9 protein-coding genes are annotated in these 12,574 nt (G+C 42.3%); 5 read left to right on the top strand and 4 right to left on the bottom strand.

Translation table 11 applies throughout. The annotated features are described in order from the left end of the window. Positions 1-10: 10 nt before the first annotated feature. Both trhA and rnr read right to left on the bottom strand, forming a co-directional pair. The gene (trhA, locus tag J5A56_RS07325) at positions 11-667 is read right to left on the bottom strand and encodes a PAQR family membrane homeostasis protein TrhA (protein ID WP_021670458.1); all 657 of its coding nucleotides are present in this window, start codon (positions 665-667) and stop codon (positions 11-13) included. Between the two features lie 8 nt (positions 668-675). Further along, positions 676-2,973: a ribonuclease R gene (gene rnr / locus J5A56_RS07320; RefSeq protein ID WP_021670457.1), complete on the bottom strand. Its 2,298-nt coding sequence runs from the start codon at positions 2,971-2,973 to the stop codon at positions 676-678. A gap of 266 nt (positions 2,974-3,239) precedes the next feature. Here rnr and J5A56_RS07315 point away from each other — a divergent pair, with 266 nt between their 5' ends. Together J5A56_RS07315 and J5A56_RS07310 are read left to right on the top strand one after the other, a co-directional pair. After that, on the top strand, positions 3,240-4,229 hold the full coding sequence (locus J5A56_RS07315; protein WP_036918371.1) for an NAD-dependent epimerase/dehydratase family protein: 990 nt from the start codon (positions 3,240-3,242) through the stop codon (positions 4,227-4,229). An 82-nt stretch (positions 4,230-4,311) separates the two neighbouring features. After that, a complete protein-coding gene (locus tag J5A56_RS07310; RefSeq protein WP_036918377.1) occupies positions 4,312-5,280 on the top strand; it encodes a phosphatase PAP2 family protein in 969 nt (322 codons plus the stop codon). 140 nt (positions 5,281-5,420) lie between these two features. Here the strand turns inward: J5A56_RS07310 and J5A56_RS07305 are convergent, their stop codons facing one another. Further along, on the bottom strand, positions 5,421-6,554 hold the full coding sequence (locus tag J5A56_RS07305; protein ID WP_036918368.1) for an AAA family ATPase: 1,134 nt from the start codon (positions 6,552-6,554) through the stop codon (positions 5,421-5,423). Positions 6,555-7,036: 482 nt separating this feature from the next. Further along, entirely contained in the window at positions 7,037-7,696 is a 660-nt protein-coding gene (gene upp, locus J5A56_RS07300) for a uracil phosphoribosyltransferase (RefSeq protein WP_021670453.1), read from the bottom strand. Between the two features lie 279 nt (positions 7,697-7,975). Here upp and pckA point away from each other — a divergent pair, with 279 nt between their 5' ends. The 3 genes from pckA to J5A56_RS07285 all read left to right on the top strand — a co-directional run bounded on the left by pckA (position 7,976) and on the right by J5A56_RS07285 (position 12,524). Continuing rightward, entirely contained in the window at positions 7,976-9,589 is a 1,614-nt protein-coding gene (gene pckA, locus J5A56_RS07295; RefSeq protein ID WP_021670452.1) for a phosphoenolpyruvate carboxykinase (ATP), read from the top strand. A gap of 858 nt (positions 9,590-10,447) precedes the next feature. After that, complete coding sequence (locus J5A56_RS07290; RefSeq protein ID WP_021670451.1) at positions 10,448-11,803, top strand: DUF6242 domain-containing protein; 1,356 nt, start codon at positions 10,448-10,450, stop codon at positions 11,801-11,803. A gap of 28 nt (positions 11,804-11,831) precedes the next feature. Beyond that, positions 11,832-12,524, top strand: coding sequence for a DUF6089 family protein (locus tag J5A56_RS07285; protein ID WP_021670450.1), 693 nt, complete (start codon positions 11,832-11,834; stop codon positions 12,522-12,524). Positions 12,525-12,574 lie beyond the last annotated feature (50 nt).

The raw sequence follows: 12,574 nt of genomic DNA, 5'->3' as shown, positions 1-12,574 counted from the left end.
TGAATACAAATCATAGGTATTCCATTAGGATTCCCCACACAGCTATGATATGACAAATACTACCTGCAAGGACAAAGAAGTGGAATACTGTGTGCATATACTTACGCTTGTTGAGCGAATAAAACAGTGCACCAGTGATATACATGACTCCTTCTGCAAAGATCCAGACGAGTGATTGCGTTTCTAAAGCATCGACTAATGGTTTGAAGGCGACCAATACTGATAGCCCCATACCGATGAATGTCAACGTTTCTAAGTTACTATGGTCACGCAGTTTACGGAAGGATGAGATGGTGCCAAGTATTGCACAGAGCCATACAAAGGCAAACAAGCCCCATCCCCAAGCACCATGATTGCGCAAGGCTATCAGTGTTATGGGCGAATAAGAACCTGCTATATGCCAATAAATAGCGGCATGGTCCCACTTCCGCAACCGTTCTTTCCATACAGAATGAGCAGAGAGGGCATGATAGACGGTCGACGTGATATAACTGAAAAGCATCCCGACAAGATATAATATCACACCCACTGTTGCCCAACCAGACCGCTCCTTAGAGCACCAAACAAGGAAAATCGTACCGAACACTACGCCCAGTACGATTCCTCCACTATGACTCCATGAGTTCCATAGTTCCTCTTTGTGTGAAAAGAATATCTTTCGTCTCACCTTGATAACTACTTTCTTCTGCGGCTCTTGCTACCACGCTTGCTGCTCTTTCGGTCGTTCTTCCTATTTACAGCATACTCTGCAGCGGTCTGCTTAGCCTTTAATGGGCGACCATCATCAAGTGCGAAGTCGAGTTGTCTACGCTCTAAATCGGCCTTAGCCACCTGTATGCGGATAGGATCACCAAGCTGGTAGACGTGGTGACGACGACGACCAACAAGACAATAGTTCTTCTCGTCGAAGTCGTAATAGTCATCATCGAGGTCACGCATTGGTATCATACCCTCGCAATGGTTCTCATCTATCTCCGCATAGATACCGAAACTCTGAATACCAGATATGTGTGCATCATAGCATTCACCGATATGCTCGCTCATAAACTCAACCATCTTATACTTGATAGAGTCGCGTTCAGCATTCTGTGCAACGAGCTCCATATCTGAACAATGCTCACAAAGTTCCTCGTAATGGTCCTTATTAGCCGAGCGACCACCATTCTGATAGCGTGTTATCAAGCGATGAACCATAGTGTCAGGATAACGACGAATAGGAGAAGTGAAGTGGGTATAATAATCGAAAGCAAGTCCGAAGTGACCGATGTTGTGCGTAGTATATTTCGCCTTCATCATCGAACGAAGTGCAATCGTCTGTATCACCTTCTCTTCACGCTTACCCTGAACATCGTCCATCAGCTTGTTCAACGCACGAGCAGTAGCACCCTTAGTGCTGGCAGACTTGAGTTTATAACCAAACTTAGCTGTGAACTCACGCAAGTTCTCGAACTTCTGTGGGTCAGGATTGTCATGAACACGGTAAGGAAGGGTCTTTGCTTTCTTGCCTTTCTTCACTATGCCGATGCTTTCAGCTACTGTTCTGTTAGCTAATAGCATAAATTCTTCAATCAACTTGTTGGCATCCTTTGAACGCTTAAAGTAACAACGGATTGGCTTGCCCTTCTCATCAATGTCGAAGTGGAGCTCTTCAGAATCGAATTTAACACTTCCCGCCTTCATACGACGTGCACGAATCTGCTTTGCAAGACGGTCGAGCGTGATGATTTGTTCGGCATTCTCGCCCTTATATCCAGCCTTTCCCGGCTTTGGAGCAGGTTCGCCAATACCATCAACAACGCCATTGTCTTCCAGTATCTGTTGTGCCTCTTCGTAAGCATAACGACGATTCGACTTGATAACAGTGTGCACAATGCGGTAAGCCTTTACGTTTGCTTCATCGTCAAGGTTGAAGATACAACTGAAAGCAAGTTTCTCCTCATCTGGACGGAGCGAACAGATAAAGTTACAAAGACGCTCGGGAAGCATCGGAATAGTGCGGTCTACAAGATAAACCGACGTTGCACGTTGCTGAGCTTCACGGTCGATAATATCGCCTTCTTTGACATAATGCGACACATCAGCAATATGTACGCCCACTTCCCATAATCCGTTCTCCAGCTTTCGGATAGAGAGTGCATCGTCAAAGTCCTTTGCATCCTTTGGGTCTATCGTACAAGTCCATACGTCACGGAAGTCTTCACGCTCCGCATAGTCCTGCGCTGTAATCTCAGCACTAATCTTCTCGGCAGCCTCCTCGACACGTTTTGGATATTTATAAGGCAATCCGTACTGTGCAAGGATGGTATTCATCTCCACATCATTATCACCTGCCTCACCTAAGACATCCACCACTTCGCCCACAAGGTTTTTATGGTCGGCATCAGGCCACTTGGTAATCTTCACCAAAGCACGGTCGTCTGTCTTTCCTCCCTTTAGTTTCTTCTTAGGGATAAGGATATCGTGAATAAAGAGATTCTCCTGTGTTACAAGGAAGGCAATGTCCTTCTCGACACGCAACCTTCCAACGAAGGTGTCTTTCTTCCGTTGCAGTATCGCGATGACCATTGCCTCTTTGATATGGTTCTGACGGCGTGCCATAAACTGAACTCTCACATGGTCGCCGTTCAAAGCCGCCATAGAATTACGCTCAGAGACAAAGACGGGTGTACCACCGTCCTCTGGCAGGAATGTATTTTTACCATTTGCCTTGCGGATAAAGGTACCCTCCTGCACCTGTCCCTTGGTATTCAACGTGTAAGCACTCTCTCCAACCTTTGACAGGAAGTCGTCCCACGCCAATTCCTCCATCACATCTATTGCCAGCATCTTGGCAGGATGGGTGGTGAGCTTGAGTGCATGAAATATCTGTTTAAAGCTAAATGTCTCTTCGGGTTGTGTCTGAAAGAAACTCATGAGTTTCTCCGCAAGCTGTTTCTTGGTCAATCGCTTGCTGCCTTTCTTTTCTTTCCTCATAGTGGAATTAGTAGTTTGAAGCTCAAGTAATGGTTATCTTAAGTGGTCCAAAAGACCATCGAACACTTTTGTCCGAAGGCTTCGGACAAATTGTCCAGAATAGCCGTAACACGTGTCCGAGAGGTTCGGACAACACGATTTGATACTTAGTTGCAATGTACTTCATTCTATACAAAACATCTAAAAACCAAAACTTGAGTTTTGTTATTTTCTACAAAGTAACGAAAAAGTTCGTATCTTTGCAAACGTTTGCAAAGAAATTTTTAATGAAAAAGATACTTATAACAGGCGCATCGGGCTTCATTGGCTCCTTTCTCGTGGAGGAAGCACTGCGCAGGGGTATGGAAACTTGGGCGGTAGTACGCCGTACTTCCTCACGAGAATACCTACAAGATGAGCGTATTCATTTCATAGAATTAGACTTCTCATCTGTCGGTAAACTAAAAGAACAGCTCTCTGGACATCAGTTTGACTATGTTGTTCATGCAGCAGGCGTTACGAAATGTCTGAACAAGGAAGACTTCTTCCGTGTCAATCGTGATGGTACACGTAACTTTGCAGAGGCACTTCAAACCCTTCACCAGCCATTAGAGCGATTTGTTTTCCTCTCAAGTCTTAGTATCTTTGGTGCTATCAGAGAGCAACAACCTTATAAAGAGATTGAGCCAACAGATACTCCACAGCCTAACACGGCTTATGGTAAGAGTAAGTTAGAGGCTGAACAGTTGCTGCCATCTTCTTTCCCTTATGTCATCTTGCGCCCAACTGGCGTATATGGACCACGTGAGAAAGATTACTTCCTGATGGCAAAGAGTATCAAGGGACACAGCGACTTTGCTGTTGGCTACAAACAGCAAGATATCACTTTTGTATATGTAAAGGACGTTGTGCAGGCTACTTTCCTCGCACTCGACCATGGAAAGACGGGCAGTGCCTACTTCCTAAGCGATGGTAATGTCTACCAGAGTACTACCTTTAGCGACCTCATCCACGAGGAATTAGGTCGCCCTTGGTGGATCCGCATCACAGCTCCGATATGGGTGCTGCGTGTCGTAACGTTCTTCGGCGACCTTATCGGACAAATGACGGGTAAGATTTCTGCTTTGAACAATGATAAATACCAGATTCTAAAACAACGTAACTGGCGTTGTAACATCCGTCCTGCGATTGAGGAGTTAGGCTATAAGCCTGAATATGACCTCAAACGAGGTGTGAAAGAGACGATAAAATGGTATAAAAAAGAAGGCTGGCTATAAAATAGCTAATTATTATTAGGCTTATTGGTCTTATTGGACTAATATGCCTAATAAGCCCAATTGGCCCAATAACAACAAAACAATGAAACATTTCATCATAGACTTATTCAAATTAGAAAAGAAACCCGTAAAAGGACTTATGGCATACGAGTGGGTGGTAATGGCTTACTTGCTGTTGACACTCATCGTCATCTTCCTTATGTACACCACCTTAAACAACCCACAGGCAATGATCTTCGGACGGCTTCGCATCGTGGCGTTGACAGCTGCCATGTGGCTTGTCTATCGCATAGTACCTTGTAGAGCGACTCGCTTTGCACGTGTTGGCGTACAGTTAGGACTGCTTGCTTGGTGGTATCCTGACACGTTTGAAATCAATAGGCACCTGCCCAACCTCGACTATCTCTTTGCACAATGGGAGCAAGACCTCTTTGGTTGTCAACCAGCTCTGCTCTTCTCAAAGGCTTTGCCTGGTTCTGTCTTCAGCGAGTTATTCGATATGGGGTATGCAGCCTATTATCCAATGATTGCCGCAACAGCTGTCTATTACTTCGGATGGTATTATAAGGAGTTCAACAGAGCAACCTTCATCATCTTGTCTTCGTTCTTCCTTTATTACATTGTCTTCCTCTTTGTGCCTGTTGCTGGTCCTACGTTCTATTACAAGGCAATAGGTATGCAGAACGTTGTAGCAGGTGTCTTCCCTAATATACACGATTACTTCAATCACAACCAGACTTGTTTACCAAGTCCTGGATACACAGATGGTATCTTCTATCACCTTGTTGAGTCTGCCAAAGCCACTGGAGAACGTCCTACTGCAGCCTTCCCAAGCTCACACGTTGGTGTCAGCACCATCTGTATGTTGCTCCTTTGGCACGATCGTAACTATAAGTTCTTAGCAGCATTGGCACCTCTCTATCTCCTCCTTTGCTGTGCCACAGTCTATATCCAAGCGCATTATCTCATTGATGCCATCGTTGGTTTCGTCTCTGCCTGCATCCTTTTTGCCATCCTCTTACGCATATCAAGAAAGATGATAACGAAATAATAAAACATAGCTGTCACGAAATAAAAAGAGCAACAACGAAATAAAAGACGTCAAGCCAATAGCTTTTATCGTATCATACTATTCCTCTATACGATAAGCTATTGGCTTGACGCCTTTTGTTTTCTTCACTTCTATTCTCTCTAAAACATCATTTTCCGTTGGAACCACTTGGCAAAAACTGGGTCGGTGATTACCAATTCTGTTCCACGTTTCTCAATCAAGTCACGCTCAAGGAGGGCAGTCTTCAATCGGTTGATATTCGAGTAACTTCCCAACTGGTACTTCTCTCGCACCTTTGCCAATCCGAAGTCTTTCGTAACACCAGAGGTAATGGCACGTAGGAAGTTAAGCTGATACTCTGAAAGTGGCTCTACCAGTTGCATGAAGAGCACTTCATTCGTAGCTAAGAGGTCGTCCGTAGCCTGTTTCACATCGATTTCATCCACCGTTTCTCCTTCTTCCTTCTGTGTATAAACGATCCAAGACAACTGCTGAACATAAGCCGAATAATTATCTGTGAACCTGCAAATTTCCTCTGCTAAGGCTGGACTGATGGTTCTATTACCATCTGCAAAATGACTAACAATATACTCCACCCATTCAGCCGTTGGAATCTTATCCAACACGATCAAGTCACCAAACTGATAGAAAGGCATACTACGATGCAGGAAGATACTGCTCATCAAGTGATGTCTACTACCGAAAAGGCAGTAAGACACGTGCTTCTGATGCTGCCAAACAGTTCTCATACGTGCCTGCACCTGCTTGCTATCCGCCATCTCACCTATCTGTTGGAATTCATCTATGCAAACAACGATATGCTTTCCCTTCTTTACTGCAATCTTCTCAGCCATCTCAAGCACCTCCTCAGGCGTATGTGTCTTCGGTGTTATTCCCAAAGAAAGTGTAAAATCAGAGTTTGGCTCAGGACTGAATGATATTTTTGGCGTTAGTCTATATAGGAATTCCTTTGCCTCCTCAAGCCAAATACTCTGCTTTGATGCCGTCTGCCTCAACACTTCTGATGCCAAACGATTGTAAAATTCATACTCACTCTTACAGCCAAAGATATCTAAATACACAGTAATAATATCTTCTGACTTTAGCTTATCGCAGACACGCATCACCAAGGAAGTCTTTCCCAAACGGCGAGGAGACATCAGAATAACATTGATACCACCTCTGAAATCATTCATAAGGCGCTTTGTTTCCGCCTCCCTTCCTATGAAGTTATAGTCAGAAACCGCCACTCCATAAACAAACTTCTTGCACATAATCATTACGGTTTTAGTCTATCTTACGACTGCAAATATAGTAATAAAACAGTAATCACACAAGTTTGTGTTGCACAAACTTGTGTGACATGAAATTATATTAGTTTAAAATACTTATTTACAAATACTTATGTATATTTGAAATCAACAAGACATAGAAGTCACCTATAATCATTCCCGTAATCGTATCAGGTTGCTTCATTGGGAACTTGCGACTTTGCTGTGTATCACAAGCAGATGAATCAGAGTTGTTTAAGTGGTAAATTCATGCAGCAATCCATTGTATTTTATGAACTTCGATGGGACGAAATGGTCCTTTATATAGCAAGGTATAAATCCTCATTGTTATCGAAGAAAACGTTGCAATAAACCTTAGGAAGTCCTTGCTAAATCCAAACCCTTTCGTACATTTGGACTAAAAAAATGGTATACTGATGAATACATCAAACAACAAGACAATAGTTTAATATCGTCTTAGCTTTTTATAACTTCTCTCCATAGCACAAGTCGCCAGCATCACCGAAGCCCGGAACAATGTACTTATGTTCATTCAGTCCTTCATCAATCGCTGCACACCAGATGGTTGTTGAGTCTTCAGGGAAGGTTTTGCGGATGTGTGCGATGCCTTCTGGTGTAGCCAAAAGACAAGCAACATGTACGTGACGAGGCGTTCCCTTAGAAAGGATAGCCTTGTAGCCAAGCTCCATAGAACCACCCGTTGCCAACATTGGGTCAGCGATGATGAGTGTTTTGCCATTGATGTCAGGCGTAGCAAGATATTCAACGTGAATACCCACCTCATGATGCTCTGCATCCTTGTATTCGCGATAGGCACTTACAAAAGCGTTACCAGCGTGGTCAAAAATGTTAAGGAAGCCATTATGAAAAGGAAGTCCAGCACGGAAAATAGTTGCCAAAACAATCTTGTCGATTGGTACATTAACCTGAGCTGTACCTAATGGTGTAACAACATCTTTTGGTTTGTAGTTCAATGTCTTAGAAATCTCAAAAGCTTCGAACTCTCCGATACGCATAACATTGTTGCGGAAGAGCAAACGATTCTTCTGATAATCCTTATCACGGATTTCAGCCAAATACTGATTAATGATAGAGTTCTGTTCTGAAAAGTTAATAATGTCCATTTTTCTATCTTAGGTGTTATATATAAGCATGTTAGCAACTTGCTCTGCAAAATTTCGGCAAAAGTAAGAAATAAATTCGAGGTTTTGCAAAGTCTAATTTGCAAATATAGTTATACTCGTTATTATTTTAATTTCTTTAACCTTTCTAAGCAAATACTTTGATACTTTTTTTTCGCTATTTTTGTGTGAATTTAATATTTATATTACCTTTGCGGTGTCTTTATATGCAACGTAAAAATATAGTTTAAATCAATTTTCAACTAAATACATTTATAAGAAATGGCAAAGTTTGATAAGAGCGTACTTGAAAAGTACGGTATTACAGGTACAACAGAAGTGCTTTACAATCCTTCTTACGAGGTATTGTTTAATGAAGAGACAAAAGAGAGCCTTCAGGGTTATGAAAAAGGTCAGGAAACTGAGCTTGGTGCTGTAAACGTAATGACTGGTATCTACACTGGTCGTTCTCCTAAGGATAAGTTCATTGTAGACGACGAGAACTCTCACGACAATGTATGGTGGGATTCAGAGGAGTATCACAATGATAACCACCGCGCTTCTAAGGAGGCTTGGGTAGCTGTAAAGGATATCGCTAAGAAGGAATTGTCAAACAAGCGTCTTTTCGTTGTTGACGGTTTCTGCGGTACACACAAGGACACACGTATGAAGATTCGTTTCATCGTTGAGGTTGCTTGGCAGGCTCACTTTGTAACAAACATGTTCATCCGTCCAAAGTCAGAGGCAGACTTCGATCAGGAGCCAGACTTCATCGTTTACAATGCTTCAAAGGCTAAGGTTGAGAACTGGAAGGAGCTTGGTCTGCATTCAGAGACAGCTGTTGTGTTCAACGTTACTTCTAAAGAGCAAGTTATCATCAATACATGGTATGGTGGTGAGATGAAGAAGGGTATGTTCTCTATGATGAACTACTTCTTGCCATTGAAGGGTATTGCTTCTATGCACTGCTCTGCTAACACTGACATGAATGGTGAAAACACAGCTATCTTCTTCGGTCTTTCTGGTACAGGTAAGACTACTCTTTCTACCGATCCAAAGCGTAAGCTCATCGGTGATGACGAGCACGGATGGGATGATCAGGGTGTCTTCAACTATGAAGGTGGTTGCTACGCTAAGGTTATCAACCTTGATAAGGAGTCAGAGCCAGACATCTATGGTGCTATCACACGTGATGCTCTCCTCGAAAACGTAACTGTTGATAAGGATGGTAAGATTGATTTCTGTGATAAGAGCGTAACTGAGAATACTCGTGTTTCTTACCCAATTTATCACATTAAGAACATCCAGCGTCCAGAGTCTCAGGGTCCAGCTGCTAAGCAGGTAATCTTCTTGTCAGCTGACGCATTCGGTGTATTGCCTCCAGTATCTATCTTGGATTCAGAGCAGACTAAGTACTACTTCCTCTCTGGTTTCACAGCTAAGTTGGCTGGTACAGAGCGTGGTATCACTGAGCCTACTCCAACATTCTCTGCTTGCTTCGGTCAGGCATTCTTGGAGCTCCACCCAACAAAGTATGCTGAGGAGCTTGTTAAGAAGATGGAACAGAGTGGTGCTAAGGCTTACTTGGTTAACACTGGTTGGAACGGTACTGGCAAGCGTATCTCTATCCGCGATACACGTGGTATCATCGACGCTATCTTGAACCACTCTATTGATGCTGCTCCAACAAAACAGATCCCTTACTTCAACTTCACTGTTCCTACACAGCTCGAAGGTGTTGCTACTGACATTCTTGATCCACGTGACACTTACGCTGATGCAGCTGAGTGGGATAAGAAGGCTAAAGACCTCGCAGAACGTTTCATCAAGAACTTCAAGAAGTACGAGAATAACGAGGCTGGTAAGGCTCTCGTAGCAGCTGGTCCACAGCTCTAAGTCTTTCGGAAATACTTCTGAATAAATAATTACAGCTCCCATCTGCAGCAATGTAGGTGGGAGTTTTTTTCTTTTTATCTTTGAAAAAGATTGATATGTTGGTTAGCTTTCGGTCTTCCTCTTCTATATTAGCTGCTGAGTAGGTTAAACGTAACAAAAAATTAGAAGTAAATAGGACGTATGTCTGTGCGAAATATATTTACAAACAATTAATCCAAAAAACTTTTCTCTCCATTAAAAATGCCCATTTTAAGGCCTCTTTAAGTTTCTTGTAATCAATTAGTTACGAGAATGCGAAGTGAAAGGTGCTTAATTGGACTTCAAAAGGGCGTTAGTAAGACCTCAAAAGGGCATCTTTTACAAGCCAATTGGGCGTTAATTCAAGTGCTGTTAAGCCTCAATACGTTTTGGAGTTGTGAATTTTTATTACAAAAGGTTCTTTTAGTTGGAAGCACATTATTCGTTTGAAAAACTCGTTTCATTATTTTTCTTCTTCGATTGTGATTTACATTATCTCTTTCGAAGTGTATTGATGAGCAACGTAATACGAAGAATGATCATTCAGAGACTGTGCTGAATGACGATGAATGAATAGGGTTTGGAGTTGATAGATAAAGAGTCTGCGAGAAAAGCAAGCTATTGAAACATTTGTGTTTAAGCTAATAAGAAAGCAGAAGGTGGTAAAATGTGTTTTTCTCCTTATTTTTCTTCAAGTTTATCGTTCTTATGACAATACTTACTAAACAAACTTAAAAAAAAGCAGTTATTTTCGATATTTTACATAATTAACCTCGTTAAAGACGTTGATTCTGAAGAATTCTGATTAAATTTGCAGCTAAATTCAATTATTAGTATCTGATGCGTAATAAGATATATACTCTTGTAGCTTTAATGGTGGCTACTTTGACAATGACTTCTTGTCTTAATAGCGATGACGAGAACAATGGTGTAAGTTACAAAGACACAGCTATTTTGAGCTTTTCTTTGGGACAGTTGAAACAAGTACGTGATACCGTTGCTAAGAACGGTAGCGATAGTACTTATACAGGCAAGTTCAATGCTGCTAAAGTTAAGTTTTATATTGATCAGGCTCAGGGTTTGATTTATAACCCTGACTCTTTGCCATACGGTACAAAGACAGCCAACGTGTTAGCAAAGGTTGTGGCAAAGAATAACGGAACCATTGTTATAAAATCAACAACTGACGAGAAGTATACTTATTACCGCAACAATGATTCCATTAATTTTAGTACTCCTCGCATGTTCCGTGTTTATTCAAACAATGGAGGCGAGTATCGGGACTATAAGGTTTCTGTGAATGTTCATAAGCAGAAGGGAAACGTGTTCAGCTGGCAAGCACTGCAAGCAAACAGCAACTTTTCGTCGTTTACAGCAATGAAAGCTGTTAGTACAGGTAGTAAGGTATTTGTCTTCGGTACGAATGGTAGTCAGACGGTTGGCTATGCTGCGACAAAGGACAATGGCAACAGCTGGACAAAGCTTAGCAAAACTTTTACAGCAAATGCTTATAAGAGCGTAGCCGTGCAGGGTACAAAGCTTTTCGTTATCGATAATGGTGTGGTATATAACTCTACAGATGGCAGCAGTTGGACAACAGTTGCAACCAACAGCAGTTTGAAGCAGTTAGTGGCAGCATCGCCTGCAGAGTTGTTTGCCTTGTCAACTACTGGAACATTGTTGGCTTCAAAAGATAATGGTGCTACGTGGACTAACGAGACATTAGACAGTAATGCATCACTACTTCCAGCAAACAATATTAACTCTTCGCTCACAGCAGTTACATCAGATTTGTATCGTGTGCTGCTTGTTGGAACATTGTCAAATGGTACAAAGAATGTTTCATGGACGAAGCTTTCTTACCGACAGGATGCAGCTTGGAACTATGTTGAGAGTAATGCTAATAAGTTCCTGCTTCCTCTTTACAAGAGCCTTTCGGTTGTAAACTATGATAAATCTGCCCTTGCATTAGGTATTGATAATAGTGGTAATTTAGCTTCTATGCTTCTCTCACGTGATGGAGGTATCACATGGAAGAGCGATAAGTCTTTCACTTATCCAACAGATTTACAAGCGTCAACAGCTTTCACAGCTACCGTTGATAGCGATGAATACCTATGGATAATCTGTGGTACAAAGGTTTGGCGTGGCAGACTCAATAGAGTTGGCTGGGAGTTGGACCTTAGTCGTCTGTAAGAAAACGATAAATAAATATTGAGTAACAATGAAATGTATCGTCATCAACCTTCTGCTCTTCCTTGCAGCTACGCCACTCTTGGCGCAGTCTGACCCAGAATATAAGATGGAGATTGGTGCTGGTGTCGGTATGATGGGTTACTTAGGCGACTTCAATGAGTCGTTGCTGAAGGATTTGCAGCCGATGGGAACGGTTTTAGCAAGATATAATCTCAGTCCCTATATGGGATTAAAGATGAACGTATCGTTTGGAAAGATGAAAGGTTCGTCGGCTGATGTCAAGACTTACTATCCACGTTTTGCTTCAGCTCCTTATACATTTGACAACTCATTGGTTGACGTGGGCTTTGCATACGAATATAACTTCCTGCCATACGGTACAGGTCGTGACTATCGTGGTGCACAGCGTTTGTCCCCATACGTGACAATAGGATTGGGTGCCACCTATGTTAATATCAAGGGTGGCGACCGTAAGTCGGCGCTCACAGCTAATCTTCCAATTGGATTGGGTGTGAAGTATAAGATGAATGAACGTATGAACGTAGGATTGGAATGGGCGTTACACTTCTCGTTGAGCGATGAGTTAGACGGTCAGAAAGACCCCTACGGCATTAAGAGTAGTGGACTCTTTAAGAATACAGATAGCTATTCAACCCTGCAACTGACGTTCTCTTATAGTTTCATGGCAAAGTGTAAGACTTGTCATAACGAGGACGAGTAAGGGATAGAAGTTCCGACCTTATTATATAAGGTAATGTCTGAAATGTACAG

Origin of the sequence: Prevotella melaninogenica (assembly GCF_018128065.1) — a bacterium.
Lineage (GTDB): Bacteria > Bacteroidota > Bacteroidia > Bacteroidales > Bacteroidaceae > Prevotella.
The sequence above is the reverse complement of the archived record's forward strand: the minus strand, read 5'-3'. Positions and strand labels throughout refer to the sequence as shown.

What these genes read in the sequence shown, in the direction of transcription:
- rnr (WP_021670457.1), bottom strand. Translation starts at nt 2,973, where the DNA reads ATGAGGAAAGAAAAGAAAGGCAGCAAGCGATTGACCAAGAAACAGCTT.
- J5A56_RS07315 (WP_036918371.1), top strand. Translation starts at nt 3,240, where the DNA reads ATGAAAAAGATACTTATAACAGGCGCATCGGGCTTCATTGGCTCCTTT.
- J5A56_RS07310 (WP_036918377.1), top strand. Translation starts at nt 4,312, where the DNA reads ATGAAACATTTCATCATAGACTTATTCAAATTAGAAAAGAAACCCGTA.
- J5A56_RS07305 (WP_036918368.1), bottom strand. Translation starts at nt 6,554, where the DNA reads ATGTGCAAGAAGTTTGTTTATGGAGTGGCGGTTTCTGACTATAACTTC.
- upp (WP_021670453.1), bottom strand. Translation starts at nt 7,696, where the DNA reads ATGGACATTATTAACTTTTCAGAACAGAACTCTATCATTAATCAGTAT.
- pckA (WP_021670452.1), top strand. Translation starts at nt 7,976, where the DNA reads ATGGCAAAGTTTGATAAGAGCGTACTTGAAAAGTACGGTATTACAGGT.
- J5A56_RS07290 (WP_021670451.1), top strand. Translation starts at nt 10,448, where the DNA reads ATGCGTAATAAGATATATACTCTTGTAGCTTTAATGGTGGCTACTTTG.
- J5A56_RS07285 (WP_021670450.1), top strand. Translation starts at nt 11,832, where the DNA reads ATGAAATGTATCGTCATCAACCTTCTGCTCTTCCTTGCAGCTACGCCA.